The sequence below is a fragment of the Pseudomonas sp. SDO5215_S409 genome, from assembly GCF_054071325.1.
In genome coordinates, this window is record NZ_JBSVWN010000011.1 from 1 (window position 1) to 23,622 (window position 23,622).

Sequence of the window (23,622 nt, forward strand, 5' to 3'; positions counted from 1 at the left end):
GGGTTGAGCGCCTGGGGCACGCCAGTCATCAGCACCCGAAGTACCCGGATACTTCCTGGGGCCAGGTGATTTTGCGGTAGGTGCTGCCAACGGACTCGGCGGTGAAGGCACCGGCAGTGATCAGGCCTTGTTTTTCGGCGGTGGCCGGCATGTACGCAGGTGTTGCCACGGGATGCTCTCCTTGCTTGAAAATGACAAACCAACGGGCTCAATTGCTCGCCCCGATAGCAATATGCTATCAAAAAACATGCCAACTATTGTAAAGGCTATATAAATCAAGGCCTCCAGCGTATTAACCCAATGCTTCTGGCTCCTCTGCTCTCATAAAACAGCAAAAAGTGCGCAACTTCTTGCGCACCACTGCGCAAAAAGTTGCGCACTCGCCTACAAGCCCTTATTCACATGACTTGTAGAGATGTATCCACACAGTTATCCACATTTGACTGCGCAACTTCTTGCGCACTTGGCAATCCTCGCAGCTTGAGTAGCAAGGCATGGACTCGGGATACGTTCTGCAAAACCTCCCCCCTCACCCCCCACCCGCCCTCAACTACCCTTGAACCACCGCAGGAAGCGGCCCGCCACTTCAAGGAACCAGCATGTCCCTCGCCATCGTCCACAGCCGCGCCCAGGTCGGCGTTGAAGCCCCTGCCGTTACCGTTGAAGTGCACATGGCCAACGGCTTGCCGTCGCTGACGCTGGTGGGCCTGCCCGAAACGGCTGTCAAGGAAAGCAAGGACCGCGTGCGCAGTGCCATTCTCAACGCTGCGCTGCAATACCCCGCCCGGCGCATCACCCTCAACCTTGCCCCTGCGGACTTGCCCAAGGACGGTGGGCGGTTTGATCTGGCGATTGCCCTGGGGATTCTGGCCGCCAGCGCCCAAGTGCCTGCGCTGATGCTCGATGACGTGGAGTGCCTGGGTGAGTTGGCGTTGTCCGGTGAGGTACGGGCGGTCAAAGGGGTGCTGCCGGCCGCCTTGGCGGCGCGCAAGGCCGGGCGCGCCTTGATCGTGCCCAGCGCGAACGCCGAGGAGGCTTGCCTGGCCTCGGGCCTCAAGGTGATTGCCGTGGATCACCTGCTGCAAGCCGTGGCGCACTTTAATGGTCAACAGCCCATCGAACCGTTTGCCTCCAATGGGTTGCTGTACCAGAGCAAGCCCTACCCCGACCTTAGCGAGGTGCAAGGCCAACTGGCCGCCAAGCGCGCGCTGTTGATTGCGGCGGCAGGCGGTCACAACCTGTTGTTCAGCGGGCCGCCCGGCACCGGCAAAACCCTGTTGGCCAGCCGCTTACCGGGGCTGTTGCCGCCGCTGAGCGAGCAGGAGGCGCTGGAGGTGGCCGCCATTCAATCGGTGGTCAGCCTGGCGCCACTGAGCCATTGGCCCCACCGCCCGTTTCGCCAGCCGCACCATTCGGCCTCGGGCCCTGCGCTGGTGGGCGGCGGTTCCAAGCCCCAGCCCGGCGAAATCACCCTGGCCCATCACGGCGTTTTGTTTCTCGACGAATTGCCCGAGTTCGACCGCAAGGTCTTGGAAGTACTGCGCGAACCCCTGGAGACTGGCGGGTGGTATTCTCACACTTTCTAAAACGTCACAGGAAGCCCGGAATGCCTACTGCCTACGCTTATATCCGCTACTCATCTAAGGCCCAAGGTGAAGCCGGTAGGGACTCCGTAGACCGTCAAATGGCTTCAATCCAAGCCATTACAAAGCAACAAGGTATTGAGTTGCCGCCTGAGAATATCTACTCGGATACGGGCATATCTGCACACGATGGAAGCAACAAACGAAAAGGAAAACTAAAAGAACTCATTGATATGATTAGCGATATGCATATCAAAGAGGGCGATTATATATTCGTTGAAAGTATCGACCGGCTTAGTCGCCAAAGACTTCTACAAGCAAAAGAATTAGTCAATGGCATCCTTGAAAAAGGGGTTATTTTAATAACCACCATTGATGGTCAACGGTATGAAAAACCAAACGAAAAAAACCGTATTGATGACTTACAGCAAGATATCCTTTTAAGTGTTATCGCAAAGCGAGCATACGAAGAAAGTAAGACAAAATCAGTTCGCAGAAAATCCGCATGGAATAGAGCCAAAAAACTAGCGGAAGAAGAAAAGGTCATTTTTAACGCCCATAACCCACCCTATGGCATCCGATACAATACAGAGCTTAACTGCTTTGAAATCGAGGAAGAAGAAGCTCAGGAAATAAGAGACTTCTTTGAGAGCTTGAAATATGTTGGCGTGTCGCTGTCTATTAAAAAGCTCAATGCTTATTCAAAACGAAAATGGTCAAATAGAAATATAAAGCATCTAATAGATACGAAATACGTTCTCGGTGCCTACATGGCTCAACGAAGAGACGAAAACAAAAAGAAAGTATTTGAGCGATACATTGAAAACTATTACCCGCAAATTGTTTCATACGAGCTATTTAATGAAGCAATAGCCGCAATGAAAAACAGAGCACATAGAAAAAATTACGGCAACCAAAGTGTTGGAAGCTTGAACATTTTCCGCCATAGCATCAAGTGCGATTGCTGTGAAGCATCTATGCTTTTTGAAAAACAAACAAACCCCAAAGGTATTGTTTATCCGTATTTTCATTGCTACACACGCAAAGAATTAAAAAATGGATGTAATCAACCACGTTTTCGTTTTGACCTAGCTTTTGGGTTATTTCTTGAACTCATATATCAATCAACAACAAATGAAGACTTCGACGTTCACCCATGGCAAAACGAAGACCCGAATCCCGAACGTCAATATGAATGGATAACTCGTGAAAGCGGGATGACTTATCGTCTCCCAACACAAGAAGACATTGATGGAGAGGAACGGGTAGAGAATTTTAGAGAATTATTAATCAAGCTTCTGTCGAACAGAGAGAGCCAAACCAAAGACAACAAGAAAATTGTGGAATTGAACAACCTTTTGCTTGAACAGAAAAGTTATAGAGACAACCTAATGAAATCTTTTGCCGGTTTCACTAGCGGTATTATCCCAAAAGAATTCTTAGAGGTAGTTAGCAAAACAGAAGCGAATATCAATGACATTGAACAAAACCTTGCAGAATTACAAACACAAATAAATATCAAGAAAACCACCATAAACATTTACTCGGAAAACGACATAATTGATTTGTATAAAACAGAAGATGGCCGTTTAAAAATAAATCAATTCTTTGTTGCTAATGACATCACTTTCAAATTCAACTTCGACAAAACCACAAGAACTTTGTTCGCTAAGATTTTCCAGAATGGCTTTGAAATTGACCGAGTAGCAAAACAGTTCAGCCTACACAATCCACTTAAAGAGTTTGGCATCAACAATCTCAACGAATACTTTAATTGATACCATCACAATCAAAGTAGGCTGCCTAATCAGGTGGCCTTTTTTGTGCTCGCTTGAAAATAAAACAATTCATGGTAACTTGTAGTTAAACAACTCAAATACTTAAAGTATGAGTTTTTATCAACCCGCTGATGAAATCCTCACACTTTCCTGCGGAAAGACGCTTCGCTTGCGAGTATTTCACGGGTTCCTGCCGGAAGGGCAGAAGCAAACAGCAAAATACAACAACCTATGAGGACTAAATGAATGAATTAAAAAATACCACTATGCTATGGAAGAGAATGAACTACTCCGCCCAGCAGGGCAGAGTAAAAAAGACTGCCGGATTGTCTCAATTAAAGAGTTCACTTAATCACAGCCTCCGCACTGTGATGAAGAAAGAGCTCGAATTCAATCAAGACCTGTCTCACCGCAATTTCATCATCCACAACAACAAGATGATTAGACTTGACAGTCTCACTCTTGAAGACAGGCAGGGGCTTGTCAATGAGATAATGTCATCGGTTCAGAGTGACATAGGCACACATGAAGACCTATCAAAACTCAAAGACGACCGTTCAAAATACGCCTACAAGCTTAAAAAGCTGTTAGCCAAGGCTGACGAACCGGAAGCCCTCAAAAACCTTCTAACGAGTGTTCTGGAGGCCCAAAGCAGTCCCCTTTCCCCTTCCCTTGTCGATCAAATTGATTTGATAGGCGTTAAGCGAGCAAGTGACAAAAAGAAGGCCATAGGTACCTATATAGAGCTACACAATAAGATTATTGCACTCGGCAACAACTCATTACACAAAAGCAAAACAGTTGTGCAGGAATGCTTTTTCAAATTCCCAACAAGAAACAACATAAACGAAGTTAGGCCGGTTGACTATTTACGTATAATTTACGACTTCCACAAGAAGCACCTACCTGAATACGACATAAAAACCTGTGTATTTCATGGCGATGAAGTATTAAGTCAGAGCCAAATAAATACTGGCGTGCACCCACACATCTTTATATCTGGAAAGAACTCAAAGACTGGTCAATATGACTTGGTGCAAGCTCAGCTTGATTTAGTTAATAGATATCTAAAAAGCAAGGGAGAGCCAGCAATTGAAAATAGCTCATTCAAAGCATCACAGAAAATAGGCGAAACTTACCAGTGTCTTGTCTATGGATATGTTAACAAAAGGTTGAAAGAATTTGGCTACAACATCGAAGCGTCCATACATGAGAAAACAAAGGAGCACAAAGAAAAACTTGAAGCAATAGCAAAAGACGCTCACAAGGCCAAGATAATGAGGGGCTTTAATTTATTATCACAAACTGAGTCGGCGATTGCTGACGCTGAAAAACACATACAAGAAATAAAACCTATTCTGGAAGAAAGCAGAGCGGATAACAAAACACTTCAAGAAGATAATGAAAATCTCAAGACCGAGGTTAAGGCGAACACTACAACACTCAACAAACAGAAAAGAGAAATTGAGAAGGGCGTCAATGAGCTAAAAAGCCTTGATGATAGATGCAAAAAAACTTTGAAAAACTACCAAAAACTTGAAGAGGCAATCAAGAACAGCCAAGACAAATATCAAGCAATCCAAGATGTTGACATAGCTATTGATGTCATTGCTTTCCGACAAAGTGAGAAAAGGGACATACGAATGGCCTTTTATGCTTACAAAGAAAAGAATTTAGACGCATTGAAGCAGATGACACGAAAGGAGAGGATCGACTTCTTAGAAGCGAATGCCGAACGTTTTAAACGTGAACAACTGGATGCTTTAATATCTACACGCCTTACTTTTGGAGAAAAAACAAGCCTTGCGATTCACGACACTACGCAGGCTATTAAATCTGCTACTAATAAGGTTAGTGCAAGGGTTTTCGGCCCTTGATTTGACTTTATCAAAAAAAATGATACAACATAAGAAAAGGTGAACCCCGAATGTAGTTGCATTCAGGGTTCGGCGTTGATACTGATAGCAGCAGTTTCAACTTGTAATTTAAGTTATATCACATAATTTCATATCTTCAAGTCTCTCCTGCGTAAAAATCACATAACCATAATAAATTCAGTATTCACGCCTGCGTTCAATGTAGGAAATTCAAGAGATTGTTCCGTTGTAGCAGCCTAGATGAATAGAACGGGGATGTTAGGCAATTCATCAGCCCACTAGCCGTGTATGAAAATACATGTTGAACAGGGTGCCAGCGTGGCGTAAATAGCTTGTATAGCCACTAAGTGTTCAATGCTTAAACTTAGTATTTGAGAATTTAAGCCCTGAGAGTAAAACTCAAAAATCAGGTAAGGCGTCACTTGTTTTTTAGACAAAAACGAGGAAGACTAGCTTTGCCTGAGAAAGCAAAGGCGTAGCCTGCTTTCGCAGGCAATGCTGGAATTAAAAAACAAAGCGAAAACCCCCTAGGGTTTTCAAGACACGCACATATACACACACACACACACACACACACATACACACACATACACACACACCCACACCCACACCCACAGCCACAGCCCCCACGAATACACATCCGCCAAGCCAATACTATCTAAAACCTTCAAAATCGGCTCATTATCGAGTGCTTAACATTTGCTTGGCACTTTGGGTATCAAAAACTAAAACAGAACTTTAAATGACCCATTTTGATTATCACATCAATCTAAAAGTACCGCTTCTTTTAAAAATATTTTGTCCAAAACTTCTTGGCTGTTTTTTGATGTTTTTTTAGATAGTGGAAAAATGGCAACTCAAAAAAAGGCCGTTTTTAGAGGGGGTAATATTTTTCCTTTACTATAGTTCACAAGAAACATAATCGGCGGTTTTTGACCTAATTCCACGAACGCACTAAAAAAGTGCATGCTATTTTTTATATGTTTTCATATCATTTTTTTGATATTTCAATTTTCGAGAAGTTTGTTTTATGGCTTAAATTCAACAAAAGAACGTGTCAATAGTGAGGTGAAAATATTTTTTAGGTCGGACGATAATGATGATTTATGGTTGGACCTTAATCAAGTGCTTTATACTAAAATTTATATAGGCTCATTTTTAACGCTTGGACAAGTCCAACCGTTAAAAACAAGCTTGACGACAGACCACTATCCTAACGATTTTTTCTCCGGGCAGTTTTTTGTTGCTTATTACTTTTTTTCTTCTGCCTTCTTAGCTTCGACAGCTCAGTTTCTTCGGTCTTAATCGTGTATTTCAAAATAGCTGATTTAATGTTTTTCAAAAGCCCCAGTTCTTCTCGCAAGAACCTTGCATTCTGGAATTCTTCTTCTGTCCACTCATTCGTATGGACATAAATCAACTCTTCGCTTGCACCCTTATTATTAACTGCGTCCACTGCGATTCCAACTATCGTCTCAAACTGTGGAAACGCATCTTTGCAGGCCATGCAATAGGATGTAATCATCGCTTTGCGATGCTCACGGTATTCGGCATAATCCTTTTGCAGCTCTGAAAATTTAAGAACTAACCATACATAACCTATTTCCGGGTTCGTGGGCGACCCGCAAACTCGAACTCTCGGGCGTGTCTCACTGGATGGGAATGGCTTCCGGGTAACATCCAAAAATGCGTCAGACAGGGTGGCACGAGCCATTCGGCTTTCGGCTGCCATATATTTTAATACTGTAATTTCCTCATCATAATTTTTACCATTTGTTTCGTGCCATTTTCCAGTGAACGCGGCACCACCCATCAACTCAATACATCTATCCCAGAAGTAGGAGGTTCGGCCTATCTCCTTCAACAGCTTATATTCTTCTGTTTTCCTATGCCCTTCATAAAATCCAGTTTGAACGGCTAAAATCTCATCTTTCCGTTGTTTTGGTATTATGAACTTAGGGGAACTGATGTGTTCCGAGTCCTCTCTACTTGAAAGGTAATAACCCAATAGCTCATCTTCTCCCGGAGCGACTAAAAGCATTCCGGCGTTTATTAAATCTTCTTTTTGTGACAAATAATCCGTAAAGTCTTTGATGGTGTCTAGTTCATCGAAAACCTTATCGATACTTTCCTCATCAAAGAAATGCACGTACCCTTTTTTTGAGTCCGCTGTCCCAATCATGAATGGGTTTTCAAAATGGTCCTTACCAACAATATCGGGCCTAATGAATAAAGTCCCGCTATCATCTTTGTAATACTTTTTTGAATGCTCTGTGATTCCGCGTGCCACAGCAATTCTATGGACTTTCATCGTATTTTTATCAGGTATAGCTATAGGGAATTTCTCGGAACATTCTTTATCGAGAAATATCCTATGCGGCATTTGCTTGATCCATTTTTCAGCCCGATAGGTAGAATAAGCCGATTTCAAAAATGCCCGATCTACCCAACGACGCCAGCCCACCTTAATATCATCCGTTGGCCTATATTCAATCTGTCCTTTATCCGAAAAAATAAGAACGTGATTGCCAAACACAACCAACAAGTCACACAGCTCTTCTCCTTGACCCTTTCGCTGACCTTTTTCATCTATCTTTAAACCTTCATCGGTATAAACATTTGCAAAAGACCAGAGTGACAAAAATGCTTTATCACCTAATTTAGCAAGGAGCTTTTCAGACTTATTGAATGTTTCCGATTTCTTTATATTTCTCATGAAGGTCTCAATCCATAGAGGTCTGCTTCATCTTACCAGTCAAGCAGCTAGGCAACATCATTGAGCCAGTATAAATGTGTGATAAATACCCCTACCATTCGAGTCGGGCCATATCGTGATTTCCCGCGCCCGTGACCGGGTGAGTTTCCCGGCGCGCTTTCAATTGGTCGCCGCCATGAACCCCTGCCCCTGCGGCTACCTGGGCGACCCCACCGGGCGCTGTCGCTGCACGCCCGAGCAGATCCAACGCTACCGCAACAAACTCTCCGGCCCCTTGCTGGACCGCATCGACCTGCACCTGACCGTCGCCCGCGAAACCACCGCCCTCACCCCGCCCCGGCAACAAGGCGACGACACCGCCAGCGCCGCCCGCCTGGTCGCCAGCGCCCGCGAGTGCCAGCAACAACGCCAGCATTGCGCCAACGCCTTCCTCGACCTGCCGGGGCTGCGCCAGCACTGCGCGTTGACGCGCGTCGACGAGCACTGGCTGGAAGCCGCCTGCGAACGCCTCACCCTGTCGTTGCGCGCCGCCCATCGGTTATTGAAAGTCGCCCGCACCCTGGCAGATCTGGAACAGGCCCACGCCATCCGCCGCGAGCATCTGGCCGAAGCCCTGCAGTACCGCCCCGCCACGCAATAGCCCAGGCCTCCGCCCGTTTCCCGCCAAACAGCGCGCCTACGACGAATGTCAGATTGACGGCGACATCAGATTGACATTAAGGTCGCCAGCTTAATCATGGAGCGAACACAGGTGTACTACGCCTGTCATTTCGCGCACAGGGATATGGAGTTGGGATGCGCGCGGCACTTCTACGCAGCGGTAAAAGCGGTTCTTTCACGGCCCTTGGCGAAGCCGGCCAGCCGGTTTACCGGGCAGCGCTGCAACTGCGCGAGGCCATTCGCCGCAAAGACCCCGAACTGGTCAAACACCTGGCCATCGTGCAAACCGACGAGTTTGGTGACCAGATCGACTGGTACAGCGAGATCGAGGGCGACGCCGTGCCCTGGAGCAACGCCAGCGAAGCCGAACGCGCGCCCGCACGTGAACAGCTCCAAGCCCTGAACACCCTGCTCAACGACCTGATCCAGCGGTTCGTCGGCCCTGACGGCGACGCGCCCACCGGCGACAAGGCGGTGTTCGCCAAGTTGCTCAAGCACGTCATCCACTTCCCGGATGAAACCTTCGTGTACCTGGTGCAAGGCCAGCCCGTACTGACCTTCTGGGGGTTCGAGCACGCCAACGCCCTACCGGGGCGCGACCCGCTGCAATGCCTCTATCCGCTCAAAGCCGCAGCCCTCGGCGGCCGCGGGGCCTTGCTGCGCAGCGGTCAACGCAGCGCCTTCACCGCCCTGGGCGAAACCGGCCAGCCGGTGTACCGGGCCGCCCTGCAACTGCGCGAAGCGATTCGCCGCCAAGACCCGGAACTGGTCAAGCACCTGGCCATTCCGCAGAGCGACGAGCAAGGCAACCAGATCGACTGGTACAGCAGCGTCGACGGCGATGTGATTCCCTGGAGCAGCGCCACCGAAGCCGAACGGGCACCGGCGCGCCAGCAGCTTGAAGCCCTGAAAACCGCGCTCAAGGACCTGAGCCAGCGCTTTATCGGCCCTGAAGGCCAAGCGCAGACCGGCGACAAGGTGGTCTTTGGCAAGCTGCTCAAGCGCGCCATCCACTTCCCCGACGAAACCTTCGTGTACCTGGTCAACGGCAAGCCGGTGCTGACCTTCTGGGGCTTCGAGCACCCCGACGCCCCCCCGGGCCGCGACCCGCTGCTGTGCCTGTACCCGCCAAAGGGCGCGCCGCTGGACTTCCGCTTGCCGCCCGCCGAACCCGTTTCCCTGCCGACGCCCCAGGTGCCGGTTGCCGTACGCCCCTGGTGGAAAAACGGCTGGTGGTGGCTGCTGCCGTTGCTGCTGCTTCTACTGCTGTTGCTGCTCGGCTTGCGCGGGTGCATTCCCGGGATCGCGCCACACCTGCCGCTGTTCGGCACGCCTCAGGTCGACGTCCCGGCAGGGGAGCCGGTGCAAGTGCCGGTGGTCAACGGCGCGGACGTCACCGGCACCGTGGTCGGTCATGGGGTCACCCACACCGGCGGCGCCGTGAATGGCAGCGCCGTAGCGCCCGTGGCCGGTGAGACCGGCGATGCTGACGCCGCCGTCGCCCCGGGCACCGAACCCGCCCAGCCCTCTGCACCTGCCGCCGAGGCCCCCACGCCGCCCGGCGAAACACCCGCTGCACCTACGGCCCAAGCGCCTGCACCTGAACCGGCGCAAACCCCGGCCACGCCCCAGGCGCCCGGTGCCGGGCTGAGCATCCCGCCTGCCGCCGCCGATGGCGCCGCCGACTTCCTCAACGGCCAGTACCGCGCCGGTGCGGGCATCCAGGACGTCAAGACCGGCAAGCCCCTGCGCCTGGAATACACCTTCAAGGACGGCAAAGGCGACGTCACCGTGCACCGCGCCAACGGCGTGAGCTGCACCGGCCCGGTGTCTGCCGCCATGAAGGGCGGCAGCCTGTCCATCAACAGCCAGGGCCAGGCCGTGTGCGGCGACGGCAGCACCTACGACATGCCCAAAGTCAACTGCCGGCCAGGCGCGACCCGCGTCGCAGACTGCGCCGGCGCGTATGGCAATGACACATTCCCCATGTCCATGCGGCACGCGGGCGAATAAGACTGGAAACCCCTGACAATGCTGCCTGAAGTCACGCAATTCGAAGATACCGTCACCCTCGTCAGTGACACCGGCATCCAGTTCATGGACTTCGCCCTGCGCCTGGACCCCCGCAAGGAACCGGCAGGCGAGTTCGCCCCCATGAACCTGGGCCTGTGCCGCCTGCTGTACAACGAAGAGAAAGACTTCTACTTCTACCAGCCCACGCCCGACAAAATCGAAAAGGCCCGGCCGGTCTTCAGCCTCGACATGAAAAGCAGCCTGGCCCTGCTCGACGGCCTCTGGCTGCCGCTGCCGTTCCTGCGCTTCATGCCGCCGCACCGCTTCGACAACGGCCCGGTCAACTGGTCGCGCATGCGCCTGGTCAAACTGCCCGCCCCGGACATCGACGGCAACACCCACCGCCTGACCCTGGCGTTTGACAGCCGCATCATGCCCAAGCGCAACGGCACCGCGTACCTTGCGCCCAACGAAGAAGACGTCAGCGCAGGCGTGGCGTTCAAGCTCGCCACCCAGGCCACCCAATTGCAGGAATTCCTTGCCCTGCCCTGGGTGAACGAGTGGCTGCAAGAGCTGTTCTGCGAAGGGCACCCGCACCTGTCCCGCGATGAACTGGACGCCGACCTGCGCACCCACTACCACCTGGCGCACTACCTCAACGTGCTGAGCCTGCTGGCCAAGCCGTCCGCGTCCCAGCAGAGCCACTTGACCGCCAAGGTCGAGATCCCGGAAGTCAAGGTGGTGGCCAACGACCGCAACGGCCAGGTCAAGCCAATCCCCGTGGACCTGGTGCTCGACGTCGGCAACTCGCGCACCTGCGGCATCCTCATCGAGAACCATGGCCAGACAGGCTCGGGCCTCAAGCAGAACTACGTGCTGGAACTGCGTGACCTGATCACCCCCGAACATACCTACAACCAGCCCTTTGAAAGCCGCGTGGAGTTTGCCCAGGCCTACTTCGGCAAAGACCACTGCTCGGTCAAGAGCGGGCGCCACGATGCGTTCCAGTGGGCCACCATCGCCCGCGTCGGCAGCGAAGCCGCGCGCCTGGCCAGCCGTCGGCGCGGCACCGAAGGCTCCACCGGCCTGTCGAGCCCCAAACGCTACCTGTGGGACGAAAACGCCTACGGCCATGGCTGGCGGTTCAACTGCGCCTACGTCAAGAGCGACAACGAACCCTACGCCACCGCCGCGCCGTTCTCGCACCTGATCAACGAAACCGGCGAGGCGCTCTACAGCCTCGACGAAGACGACCGTTTGCCAGTGTTCATGCCGCGTTATTCGCGCAGTTCCCTGATGACCTTCATGCTCGCCGAAGTGCTGGCCCAGGCGCTGTCGCAAATCAACAGCCCGGCGCAGCGTTCGCGCCAGGGCCACACCCGCGTGCCGCGCCAGCTCAACAGCATCACCCTGACCGTACCGCCGGGCATGCCCCAGGCCGAGCGCAGCCTCCTCAACGAGCGCATGCAACAGGCCATTGGCCTGGTGTGGAAAAGCCTGGGCTGGCACGCGGGCGAAGAAAGCCCCTACGACGAAGGCGGCACCGCGCCGACCACGCCGATCCCGAGCATTCGCGTGGAGTGGGACGAGGCCTCCTGCGGCCAGTTGGTGTACCTGTACACCGAGGTCAACGAAAACTTTGCCGGGCACCCGGAAGAGTTCTTCGCCACCCTCGCCCGCCCGGACAAGACCGAACGCGAGCGCATCACCCTCGCCACCATCGACATCGGCGGCGGCACCACCGACCTGGTCATCACCGACTACCGCCTGGACCGCGCGGGCAACATGAGCAGCGGCAGCAACGTGCACATCGTGCCCGAGCAGCGTTTTCGCGATGGCTTCAAAGTGGCGGGCGACGACATCCTGCTGGACGTGATCCGCGACTTTATCCTGCCCAGTTTCGAAAGTGCCTTGCAGCAAGCGGGGGTCAAGTCCGCTGACTCACTGATGTCACGCCTGTGCGGCACCGAATCGGTGGACGCCAAGGACGTGATCCTGCGCCAGCAACTGAACCTGCAAGTGTTCGTGCCGCTGGGCCTGGCGCTGCTCAAGGAATACGAGCACTACGACCCGCAACACCAGGTGGACGTCAGCACCCGCACCTACCTGGAACTGCTGGGCGCCGAGGCCATCAGCGCGTCGGTGCTGGAATACGTGCACAACGCCGTGCGCCGCGATATCGGCACGCAGAACGGGTTTGACCTGTACCAGACGCCGATCAGTTTCGACCTGCAACACCTGCACGGGGCGTTTCTCAACGACCGCATCAACATCACTAAAATCCTGGGCGCCCTGTGCGAAGTGGTAGCCCATTACCCGTGCGACGTGCTGCTGTTGACCGGCCGCCCGTCGCGCCTGCCAGGCGTGCAGGCGTTCATTCGCAAAGTGCTGCCGTTGCCGCCGGGGCGCATCCTGGCGCTGCAAAACTACCGCACGGGCGGCTGGTATCCGTTCCACAAAAACGGCCGCATCGACGACCCGAAAAGCACCGCCTCGGTCGGCGCCATGCTGTGCCTGCTGTGCGCCAACCACAGCCTGCCGAACTTCTATTTCCGGGCGGCGGCGCTCAAGCCGTACTCCACCGTCAAGCACATCGGGCTCATCGACCAGGCCAACGCGATCAAAGACGCCGACGTGTTGTACCGCGACATCCAGACCGATCCCGAAAGCAATGCCCTCCAGTTGCCCCTGATCGGCACGGGCGACGATGCCGACACGCCGCCGCTGGAAATGCGCGGCGACCTGCGCCTGGGCTTTCGCCAACTGGCAGCGGAGCGCTGGGCGGCCTCGCCGCTCTACACCTTGCGGTTCACCCCGGCCGGCCGCGAGAAATTCTCCCGCGCCGTCGGCGAAAACGGCGCGGCGCCCCTGCTCAAAGTGCGGTTCGAGGTCAAGGCGCCCAGACGCAATACCGGCCTGATCAGCGACCAACTGGTGGTGCGCAGCATCGAGTCCAACAGCAGCACCAGCTTCAACCCGCGCAGTGACCTGCGACTGGAACTCAACACCATGCTCGATGCGGGCTTGAGCGAAACCAACTACTGGCTCGACAGCGGAAGTGTGAAACGCAAATGAATGACCTGACCCCCGAGCAAACCGAACTTAGCGCCCGCTGGGCCGCCGTGTATGACGGTGCCGGTCAGGCGCTGGACTGGATCAGCCAGACCCGCGGCAACGCCCCGCGCCTGGACAGCGAAGCCGACAACCTCAACGTGCGCCTGCACCGCGCGCGCAACCTGGCGCACAGCCTGGGGCGCGTGGCCGGTACGCCGATGACCATCGGTTTCTTTGGCCTGTCCCAGGCGGGCAAGTCGTACTTGATCTCGGCGTTGGCCGCCGGTCACAACGGCAAGCTGGAAACCCAGTTCGGCGAGCGCCGCGTGGACTTCATCAAGCACATCAACCCGGTCGGCGGCGGCAAGGAAGCCACCGGCCTGGTGACGCGCTTCAGCCGTCGCGCCACCGCCAGTGAAGACCTGCAATTTCCGGTCGAGCTCAAACTGTTTCGCGAAATCGAACTGGCCAAGATCTTCGCCAACTCCTGGTTCAAGGACTTTGACCTTGAGCGCATCAACTACCCGATCGACGAAGAGCGTATCCAGCGCATCCTCAAGCCCTTCGAGGGCCGCGAAAACGCCCAACCGGGCCCGGGCGTCAGTGCCGACGACATCGTGTCGCTGTGGGACTACCTGCGCGAAACCGCACCCAACTCGGTGAAAAAACTCGAGCACCTGTACTGGCCCACGGTGCTGCAACTGGCACCGCGCCTGAACTATCAGGAGCGCGCCGAGCTGTTCTCGATTTTGTGGGGCGAGCAACAGGAACTGACCCGCGCCTACCAGCAACTGGCCGGGGCGCTGCACAAACTTGGCCTGCCCGACACCGTGTTCGCGCCGCTCCAGGCCCTGGTCAGCTTTGATGGCGAGGCGTATCACCAACGCGACAACATCATGAACGTCGACATCCTGGAGCGTTTCGGCACGCCCCAGGACCTGCCGATCAACGTACGCCCGCGCACCGGCGGCCGCCTGCAAAACAGCCAGGGCATCCCCGTGGCGCAGTTGGCGGCGCTGACCGCCGAGATGACGTTTGGCCTGATCGAAGCGCCGATCGACGAGGTGGTCAACCAGGTCGACCTGCTGGACTTCCCGGGCTATCGCGGGCGCAAAAACCTGCTGGACATCGCCGACTCCAACGACCCGCAGTCCAGCACCAAGGACAACTCGGTGGCGCAGCTGATCCTGCGTGGCAAGGTGGCCTACCTGTTCGAGCGCTACACCGACACCCAGGAAATGAACGCCCTGGTGGTGTGCACCAGTTCCACCAAACAAAGTGACGTCAACGACGTCGGCCCCGTGCTGACGCGCTGGATCGACCGAACCCAGGGCGCCACCCCGGCGGTGCGCGCCAAGCGCGAAGCGGGCCTGATCTGGGCCCTGACCATGCTCGACCTGCGGGTGGCGGGCGGCCTTAATCAAACCGCCGACCAGGACGACGAGGGCTGGAACGGCATGGTCAAGCTGACCATGCTCGAGCGCTTCGGCAGCCTGCCGTGGATGATCGACTGGGCCAACGCGCCGTTCCAGAACACCTACCTGGTGCGCAAGCCACGCATGAACGCAGGCTTCATCGAGCAAGACACCCAAGGCTCGGAAACCCGCATCAACCCCAACAACCAGGCGCGTATCGACGCCCTGGGCGCCAGCTTTGCAAACAACACCCTGGTGGCCCGCCACATCAAGACCCCGGCCAAGGCCTGGAGCGAAATGCTCAGCCTGGACGACGGCGGCATCCGCTATTTCGGCAGCAGCTTCAACGGGGTGGCCAACATCGAATTCAAGCTGGCGCGCATCCGCGAGCAGCTCGATGAGTGCATCGAAAGCCTCACCGTGCACGGCCTGGACACCTGGTATCACGCCGATGGCGACGGCGCGGCAGCGGCGAAAAAAGCCAAGGCCCAGGAAATCCTCGGCGGCCTGCTCAAGCGCCCCACGGTGCTGGGCGAACTGATCCACCAGCTCGACATGCCCAGCGAACACATTCGCGACCTGTACCTGAGCGGCGTCTACGAAGACGCCGAAGCGCCGCCCGAAGGCGAAGACGCACCCGCCGCGGCGCCCAGCAGCCTGTACAACGACAACGCCGGGTTCGACTTCGATTTTGGTGAAGACTTCACCGACAGCGCCCCAAGCCAGGCCGCCCGCCCTGCGTCCGTGCCGGCGCAGCAAAGCAACGAGCACCGGTTTGCCAAGGCGGCGTTCAAGGCCTGGGTTGCGCATTTGCGCGAACTCGCCACGCGCCAGAGCCTGCTCAGCCTGCTGGGCCTGGAAAAGTCGCTGATCGAAGCGATGGTGGACGAGTTGATCACCGCCGGTTACCGCTACGACCTGCCGGGCCAGCTCAGCCACGCCGTGCTCAAGCGCACGCAGAGCGGCGCGCGACGCGATCAACTGGTGGAACGCCAAGTGCTGGAAGTGCAGCGGGTGCTGCGCGATTTCGTGTCCTGGTTTGGCTACCTGCAAAAGCCGGTCGACCAGCGCCCGGCCAGCCGCACCGGCGCGCGCAACCCGCTGTTTTCGTTCTACGCCGATGTGCCCGCCGGCCAACTGCCGCAGTTGCCCGCGCAACCCACGAACCAGGCGCAGCTGTACCTGGGCGACTGGCTCTCGGGCCTGGCCTACGTGACGCTGGAAAACGCGGGCCACGGCGCCGGCCGTGAAATCACCCTTGAACAGAATGAACGACTGGGCCAGGTGCTTTCAGTCATCAAAGCGAGATAAGCAATGCCCATTCGTGTAGACCTGCTTGCGCTGGAACCCAATGTGCCGGGCCAGGCGCGGCTGACGGTAAAGAAATGGCAGGGTGGCCAGGAGGCGCTGGAGTTTTCGATCCAGCGCAACCAGGACCACTTCTACCTGCAAAACGGCCAGCAGTGGAGCAACAACCCGTTCTGGTTTCAGGTGAGCCGCTTCGACAGCACCGACGACACGCTGCACACCCAGGTCGGCCCGGACGTGGTCGACCCGCTGCTGGAAAGCAGCGGCAATGCCAATTTCCAGATCGAATTGCGCGAGCAAGGCCCAGGTCACAGTGACCGTGGCGTGGTGCGCCCGGGCCTGGGCCTGTTGGCCTCGACGGCGGGGGGCGAGACACGCTCGACCTACGACGCGACAACGCTGCACACCCCTGCGCCCGAGCCGCAAACCCTCGACGTACCGACGCTGGACCTGCCACAGGAAGAGCACGAAACAGAACTCATCGTGGCCGACCGCGAGCCCGAGCACGAGCCTGCACCGTTGCCGCCCGTGGTGGCCCCGGCCAAGCACAATAAAAAAGCCCTGATCGGCGCCGTGATTGCCCTGCTGGTGCTCATCGCCCTGGCAGTGCTGGCGTGGCTGTACTTCTCGTTCTCCAAACCTGTGGTGGTGCAAACCCCCGCGGAGCCGGTCCCCGAGGCGCAGCCGTGTGACGTGCAGAGCATGAACAGCCAGCCCGAACTGGCCTTTGTCCAGGGCTGCATCAAGGCCGCGCCCGCCAGCGCGAAGTTGCTGGAGATCATCGAAGCGGCCAAGGCCAACAAGCACTGCGGCGTGGCCCAGCGGTTGTACGCCAACCGTGCGCAAGGCGGCGACATGCTGATCGCCAACGCCTACGCCCACGAATACGACCCCAAGTACCTCAAGGCCAGCGACTGCTTCCCGGCGCCCGACAACGCCACCGCCGCGTACTGGTACGAAACCATCCTGAGCCACGAGCCGGACAACGCTGAAGCCAAGCAGCGTTTCGAGGAGCTGCAAAAGTGACCACACCTCTGTCCCTGAGCCGCTTGCTGCTGGGCAGCGCCGCCGTGCTGGCCTTGAGTGTCAGCGCACTGGCCCTGGCCGATGACAAGCCGCTGATCCAGGAAGGCAAGAAGACCCTGTTCCAGCGCGTGCTGACCACCCCTGGCTGCAAACTCAGCCCGGCGGCCGGGGGCACGCCCGGTGCGGTGCAGCCGACCTTCAGCCGCTTCTACGTGTACGAGCGGGCGACGGCGGCAAACGCCGAGTGGCTGAAAGTCGGCCCCGACAGCTACGGCAAGACCATCGGCTGGCTGCCCGCAGCGTGCACCACCGACTGGAAGATGCAACTGACCCTGGCCTTCACCAACCCGGCCAACCGCGACCGCCTGTTGTTCTTCAAGGAGCGCGCCACCGTGGAAGGCATCCTGGATGCGCCGGACCCGGTCAGCAAAGTCGCCCCATTGCGCGCCACGCTCAAGCAAGGCAAGCAGGCGCCCGGCATCCTGGCGCAAGAGCCCGCCTACTTTGTCGACCTGCAAAAGCAGTTCTACCTGCTGCCGGTGCTCAGCGGCGAAGAAGTCATGACCGAAGGCGGCTTTCGCACGCGCCTGCTGAACGTCGCCTCGGTAAGCAAGGCCGAAGACGCCGCGGGCAGCAACGCTGGCGCAGGCGCGGGCAGCGCTTCGGCAGACGGCAGCACCAGCAGCCAGTTGAAAGAGTTCAGCGCGGCGGTGGTGTTTGTCATCGACTCGACCATCTCCATGGACCCGTACATCGACCGCACCCGCGAGGCGATCCGCAAGGTGTACGAGCAGATCGAAGCGCAGCACCTGGGCAAGCAGGTCAAGTTCGGCCTGGTCGCATTCCGCTCCAGCACCAAGGCGGTGCCGGGGCTCGAGTACGTCAGCAAAATGTACGCCGACCCCAACCAGGTCAAAGACAGCGCCGACTTCCTGGCCAAGGTCGCCGACCTCAAGCAGGCCAAGGTGTCCAGCAGCAGCTTTGACGAAGACGCCTACGCCGGGGTGATGCACAGCATCGACAAGGTCGACTGGAGCCAGTTCGGCGCACGCTACGTGGTGCTGATCACCGACGCCGGCGCCCTGGAGGGCGACAACAAACTCTCCAACACGGGCCTCAGCGCCAGCCAGGTTCGCCTGGAAGCGGCCAACCCGGGCGTGGCGATTTACACCCTGCACCTCAAGACCCCGGCGGGCGCCAAAGACCACGCCCGGGCCGAGGCGCAGTACCAGAACCTGTCGACCTACCCGGGCACCAACACCTCGCTGTACTACCCGGTCAATGCCGGTGACGTGCAAGCGTTCGGGCGCAAGGTCGACTCGCTGGCCGCCGCCATCACCTCGCAGGTCAAGGCCGCCTACCTGGGCGAAGACGCCATCGGCAGCGCGCTGAACGCCAAGCAGGACCCGGCCGACCAGAAGATGCTCGAAGACGCCGCGCTGATCGGCCACGCAATGCAACTGGCCTACCTGGGTGAGAAAACCAACAGCAAGGCGCCGCCGGTGTTCAAGGCATGGATCACCGACCGTGACCTGATCAAGCAAAACATCCCGACCACCGACGTGCGCGTGCTGCTGACCAAGTCCCAGCTCAGCGACTTGAGCACGGTGATGCAGCAGATCCTCGACGCGGCCAACGAAGGCCTGATCTCGCCCACCGACATGTTCGACCGCCTGCGCTCGGTGGCCGCGACCATGGGCGCCGACCCCAACCAGCTCAAGGCCAACAGCAACGCCAAAATCGCCGACATGGGCGTGGTGGGCGAATACCTCGAAGGCCTGCCGTACCAGAGTGAAGTGCTCAACCTGGACGAAGACACCTGGAAAAGCTGGGACGGCCTGGCGCAGGAGAAATTCATCCGCACGCTCAACACCAAGCTGCGCCACTACCAGCGCTACAACGCCGATGTGGACCGCTGGGTATCGCTGGCCGACAACAGCGATGCGCGGGACAACGTGTACCCGGTGCCATTGGAAATGATGCCGTAAGCCATGCCCATTCTCGACATCGACAACCTGCTGGTGCGCCGGGGCGAAGGCGCGCAGGCGCATCAGGTGCGCCTGCCGCGTTTGCAGCTGCAAGCCGGGCAGATCATGGCCATCACCGGCGAAAGCGGTTGCGGCAAAAGCACCCTGCTTGAAGCGCTGGGCCTGCTGCTCGCGCCGGTGGAGCTGGGGCGCTTCCAGTTGCAGGCGCAGGACATTGCCCAGCTACTGGCTGCCGATGATCAACCGGCGCTGGCGGCGGTACGTTCGCGGCACTTGGGGTTTATCTTGCAAAGTGGCGGGTTGCTGCCGTTTTTGAGTGTGCGCGACAACATGTTCTTGCCGCGCCGCCTGCTGGGCATGCCGCTCTACAGCGCCCACATCGACCACGCCGTGGACGCCCTGCGCCTGGCGCCGCTGCTCGACAAACTGCCGCAGGCGCTGTCGATCGGCGAGCGCCAGCGCGTGGCCTGCGTGCGTGCCATCGCCCACGAGCCGCAACTGCTGCTGGCCGACGAGCCCACCGCGGCGCTCGACCCGCACACCGCGCGGCGCCTGTTTGAACTGCTGCTGAGCCTAGTGCAGACCTTGGGCTTGAGCGCACTGGTGGTGTCCCATGACTGGGCGCTGCTGAAGGATTTTGGCCTGCCGCGCCTGGGCGCGGTGAGCCGTCAGGGAGAGACACGGTTTGAACCCATGGATTGACCGCCTGAGGCTGCTGGGCAAGCTGGCCCTGGACGACCTCTGGCACGACCGCAAGGTATCGCTGTGCATCGCCGCCTCGCTGGTGGCGGTGATCGCGCCGCTGTTGCTGCTGTTCGGCCTCAAGCACGGGGTGGTCAGCCAGTTGCAGGACGAATTGCTGCGCGACCCGCGCAACCTTGAAATCAAGATGCTCAGCAGCGGCAACTACGACAGCGCCTGGATCGACACCCTGCGCCAGCAGCCCGAGGTCGGTTTTGCGATAGGCCAGACTCGCTCGCTGAACACCCAGGCGGATTTGATCGCCGGGCTGCAGCGGTTCGTCGAAGGCGCAGAAATCATCCCCACCGAAGCGGGCGACCCGCAGTTGAACCTGCCCGGCCTCACGCCCACCGGCACCCAAGTGATCCTCAGCGACCGCGCCGCCCAGCGCTTGCAAGTCAAGGCCGGTGACAGCCTGCGCCTGCGCGTCGAGCGGCGCCTGGCAGGGCACAACGAACGGGGCGAGGTGAGCCTTAGCGTGCTGGCGGTGCTGGACGCGGCGCGCTTTGGCCGGGCGGCGGCGTTTGTCGCACCGCCCCTGCTGATGAGCCTGGAGCACTTTCGCGACGGGTATCAGGCCCTGGGCGTGAGCACCGGTAAACCGCTGGGCGATGCGCCTCCGCTGTTCGCCCGCGCCCGGGTGTATGCGCGGGACATCGACCAGGTCGCGCCGCTGGAGCGCTGGCTCAATCAACAGCGCATCGAAACCTCGAGCCGCCTGGCCGACATCGACAACGTCAAGGCCATCAACCACGTGCTGGGGCTGATCTTTGGCGTGATCGCCCTGGCCGCGCTGATCGGCTGCATCGCCTCGATGGTCGGCGCGTTCCTGGCCAACATCGACCGCAAGCGCAAGAGCCTGGCGGTCTTGCGCCTGCTGGGGTTCAACCGCACGGCGGTCGCAGGCTTCGTGGTGCTGCAAGCGTTGCTGTTGAGCCTGGCCGGTTACCTGGGCGGGCTGGGGTTTTATGGTGTCGGCAGCCAGTTGTTCGACCGCTTGCTGGGCAGCAGCCAGGCCACCGGCACCTTTGTTTGCCACATCACTTTCGGGCATGGCCTTGCGGCCTTGCTCCTGACCTTTCTGGTCGCAGGGCTGGTGGCCGTTATCGGCGCCGTGCGGGCGATCAGCATCGAACCTGCGGAGAGTCTGCGTGAGCTATAAACGTGCCGTCTGGCTGTTGCCCCTGACCCTGGGCCTTGGCGGCGCGCTCGACGCGTCGGCAGCGGGCTGGGAAGAGAAGTATTACAACCCCATGCCCCAGGACAACGACGTGGTCCTGCCGATGCCGTGCGACGGCGCGATGGTGTTTCGCAAGGTGTTTATCCCGGTGACCGGGCCGCTGGACGACTACCCCATCAGCATCGGCCAGGACGGTGCGGAATACGGCTATGTGGAGCAGACGCGGCCCACCTTCATCGCTGGCAGCTTCACCGAGGCCAAGGGTGAAAAGTCGCGCTACTACCTGTTGGCCAAGTACGAGATGAGCGAGCTGCAATACGCCGCCCTGACCGAAGCGACCTGCCCCACGCCCGCCACCAAACTGCGCGTGCCGCAAGTGTCGGTGAGCTGGGTGCAGGCGGTGGACGCGGCCGACAAATACAACCTGTGGCTGCGCAAGAACGCCGCCGACAAGTTGCCCAAGGAAGACGGGGCGCCGGGCTTTTTGCGCCTGCCCACCGAGGTGGAGTGGGAGTTCGCCGCGCGCGGCGGGATCGCCGTCAGCGCCGCCGAATTTCGCGACACCCGCTACCCCATGCCCGAAGGCCTGAACGCTTACGAGTGGTTCGCCGGGGCGCAGTCGGCCAACGGCAAGCTGCAATTGACCGGCCTGCAAAAGCCCAACCCGCTGGGCCTGCACGACATGCTCGGCAACGCCGACGAAATGATGTTTGAACCGTTTCGCCTGAACAAGCTCGACCGCCAGCACGGCCAGGCCGGGGGCTACGTGGTGCGCGGCGGCAACTACCTCACCAGCCAGGCCGACCTGCGCACCGCCCAGCGCCAGGAAGACGCGTACTACAACGCCGACGGCCCGGTGAAAAACAAAACCACCGGCCTGCGCCTGGCCATGGTCGCGCCGACCCTGACCTCACGCGAGCGCGTCGCCAGTATTGAGAGCAGCTGGAAAAAACTCGGCACCGGGGCCAACGCCTCGGCCGAGCCCGGCACCGTGCAGGCGCTCGGCTCACTGGCGTCTGGGGTTGAGGACAAGGCCCTCAAGGAAAAGCTCCAGGCCCTGGAAAGCCAACTGCGCGCCAGCAACCAGCAACAGGAAGAAACCCGCGACCAGGCGATCCGCGCCAGCCTCAACCTGGGGGCGTTTTTGTGCACCAAGATGCTCGATGACGGCCAGTACGTGGACTTCCTGCAAAAGAACTACGCGCTCAACTGCGAAGCCGCCGAGAAGGACCCCAGCTGCGACATGCGCAAGGGCAAGCTCGACGAACAAAAAGACCGCCTGCACAAGCTCAGCCGCTACTACGCCAGCAGCCTGGTGGAGTCCGGCACCTTGTACGGCCAGCCATTGCTTGAGGCGCAGGTGCCGGTGATGGAAGAAATCATCTCGCGCAACAAGCAACTGCAAGACCTCAAGCCCTACTTGCGCACCCACTGGGCCAACCAGAAGACCTTCCTGCAAAAGCAGAAGATCGACACCGAGGCCTGGCTGAAAAGCTGCAAGTCCGTCACCCCATAACAAACAGCCAACACCGCTATCAGGAGCAATACCATGTCACGCAGCCTCTGGACTCGTTTCAAGCTACAGATCATCGTCACCCTCGCCGCCAGCCTGTTGCTGGGCGGTTGTGCCAACACCGGCAGCTCCATGGCCGGCAGCGGCAGCGCCGACCCGCGCCTGACCCAGGGCAGCGACGCGCAGTTCTTCAGCAAGTCCGGCTACCAGGCCTGTGCGGTGGGCGCAGGTATCGGCATCCTCGGGTGCGCGCTGTCCAACAGCAACAACAAGGCGGTGTGCGCCGTGGCGGCCGGTATCGCCTCGTGCGGCGTAGCCATGGGCGCCAACTACTACCTGGACCAGCGCCGCAGCGAGTACTCCAACACCACGCAGCGCCTGTCCAAAATGAACAGTGACGTGCAGCAAGACACCCAGAACGTCGTTGCCCGGACCGCCACCGCCCAGCAAGTGATCAACGACGATCAACTGCGCCTGGCCCAGATCAAGCAAGCCATGGCCAGCCAGCAGCTCAACAAGGCCAAGGCGCAGAACGACATCGCCGAGATCGACCGCAACATCGCCATCATGCGCAAGGACCTGGGCAACATGCGCACCAAGGTCACCGAGTACACCAAAGTGGCCCAGCAAGAGCGCGTGGACGGCGCCACCGGCGACGACATCAAGCAGGTCGACATCAACATCCTGAAGATGAACGAGAAAGTCGCGGCCCTGCAAAAGGAAGTCGACGGCCTGTACACCCAACGCTCCGCAATCACCCTGGGCTAAGC

At 57.9% G+C, this 23,622-nt stretch carries 12 protein-coding genes and 4 pseudogenes; 14 read left to right on the plus strand and 2 right to left on the minus strand.

Translation table 11 applies throughout. The features are described from left to right. Positions 1-70: 70 nt before the first annotated feature. Positions 71-169 (minus strand): annotated as a pseudogene (locus tag ACW9H9_RS08400) (Hcp family type VI secretion system effector); the annotation flags it as partial. A 430-nt stretch (positions 170-599) separates the two neighbouring features. On the opposite strand from ACW9H9_RS08400, the pseudogene ACW9H9_RS08405 reads away from it, so the two are divergent. The 3 genes and pseudogenes from ACW9H9_RS08405 to ACW9H9_RS08415 all read left to right on the plus strand — a co-directional run. After that, positions 600-1,562 (plus strand): annotated as a pseudogene (locus ACW9H9_RS08405) (YifB family Mg chelatase-like AAA ATPase); the annotation flags it as partial. Positions 1,563-1,606: 44 nt separating this feature from the next. Further along, complete coding sequence (locus ACW9H9_RS08410; RefSeq protein ID WP_186520142.1) at positions 1,607-3,361, plus strand: recombinase family protein; 1,755 nt, start codon at positions 1,607-1,609, stop codon at positions 3,359-3,361. 242 nt (positions 3,362-3,603) lie between these two features. Next, entirely contained in the window at positions 3,604-5,238 is a 1,635-nt protein-coding gene (locus tag ACW9H9_RS08415) for a coiled-coil domain-containing protein (protein WP_186520143.1), read from the plus strand. 1,213 nt (positions 5,239-6,451) lie between these two features. Here the strand turns inward: ACW9H9_RS08415 and ACW9H9_RS08420 are convergent. Beyond that, positions 6,452-7,954, minus strand: coding sequence for a hypothetical protein (locus ACW9H9_RS08420; protein WP_186520144.1), 1,503 nt, complete (start codon positions 7,952-7,954; stop codon positions 6,452-6,454). A gap of 94 nt (positions 7,955-8,048) precedes the next feature. Between ACW9H9_RS08420 and ACW9H9_RS08425 the strand changes: the two are divergent. The 11 genes and pseudogenes from ACW9H9_RS08425 to ACW9H9_RS08475 all read left to right on the plus strand — a co-directional run. Beyond that, a pseudogene (locus ACW9H9_RS08425) lies at positions 8,049-8,594 on the plus strand (ATP-binding protein); the annotation flags it as partial. A 155-nt stretch (positions 8,595-8,749) separates the two neighbouring features. Further along, a pseudogene (locus ACW9H9_RS08430) lies at positions 8,750-9,247 on the plus strand (SrfA family protein); the annotation flags it as partial. 21 nt (positions 9,248-9,268) lie between these two features. After that, positions 9,269-10,627: an SrfA family protein gene (locus ACW9H9_RS08435; RefSeq protein WP_457342789.1), complete on the plus strand. Its 1,359-nt coding sequence runs from the start codon at positions 9,269-9,271 to the stop codon at positions 10,625-10,627. A gap of 18 nt (positions 10,628-10,645) precedes the next feature. Next, entirely contained in the window at positions 10,646-13,702 is a 3,057-nt protein-coding gene (locus ACW9H9_RS08440) for a virulence factor SrfB (RefSeq protein ID WP_457342700.1), read from the plus strand. Further along, on the plus strand, positions 13,699-16,407 hold the full coding sequence (locus ACW9H9_RS08445; RefSeq protein WP_457342701.1) for a putative virulence factor: 2,709 nt from the start codon (positions 13,699-13,701) through the stop codon (positions 16,405-16,407). The genes ACW9H9_RS08440 and ACW9H9_RS08445 overlap by 4 nt, the downstream gene beginning before the upstream one ends. Positions 16,408-16,410: 3 nt before the next feature. Further along, the gene (locus ACW9H9_RS08450) at positions 16,411-17,430 is read left to right on the plus strand and encodes a hypothetical protein (protein WP_457342702.1); all 1,020 of its coding nucleotides are present in this window, start codon (positions 16,411-16,413) and stop codon (positions 17,428-17,430) included. 14 nt (positions 17,431-17,444) lie between these two features. Continuing rightward, positions 17,445-19,418 carry a vWA domain-containing protein gene (locus ACW9H9_RS08455; protein WP_457342790.1) on the plus strand — a complete coding sequence of 658 codons (1,974 nt, stop codon included), beginning with the start codon at positions 17,445-17,447 and terminating at the stop codon, positions 19,416-19,418. A gap of 9 nt (positions 19,419-19,427) precedes the next feature. Further along, positions 19,428-20,120 carry an ABC transporter ATP-binding protein gene (locus ACW9H9_RS08460; RefSeq protein ID WP_457342791.1) on the plus strand — a complete coding sequence of 231 codons (693 nt, stop codon included), beginning with the start codon at positions 19,428-19,430 and terminating at the stop codon, positions 20,118-20,120. Beyond that, positions 20,104-21,321: an ABC transporter permease gene (locus tag ACW9H9_RS08465; RefSeq protein WP_457342703.1), complete on the plus strand. Its 1,218-nt coding sequence runs from the start codon at positions 20,104-20,106 to the stop codon at positions 21,319-21,321. The genes ACW9H9_RS08460 and ACW9H9_RS08465 overlap by 17 nt, the downstream gene beginning before the upstream one ends. Next, positions 21,311-22,855, plus strand: a complete 1,545-nt coding sequence (locus ACW9H9_RS08470; protein ID WP_457342704.1) for an SUMF1/EgtB/PvdO family nonheme iron enzyme — start codon at positions 21,311-21,313, stop codon at positions 22,853-22,855. Before ACW9H9_RS08465 ends, ACW9H9_RS08470 begins: the two co-directional genes overlap by 11 nt. A 33-nt stretch (positions 22,856-22,888) precedes the next feature. Beyond that, the gene (locus ACW9H9_RS08475; RefSeq protein WP_457342705.1) at positions 22,889-23,620 is read left to right on the plus strand and encodes a hypothetical protein; all 732 of its coding nucleotides are present in this window, start codon (positions 22,889-22,891) and stop codon (positions 23,618-23,620) included. The last annotated feature ends 2 nt before the right edge of the window (positions 23,621-23,622 follow it).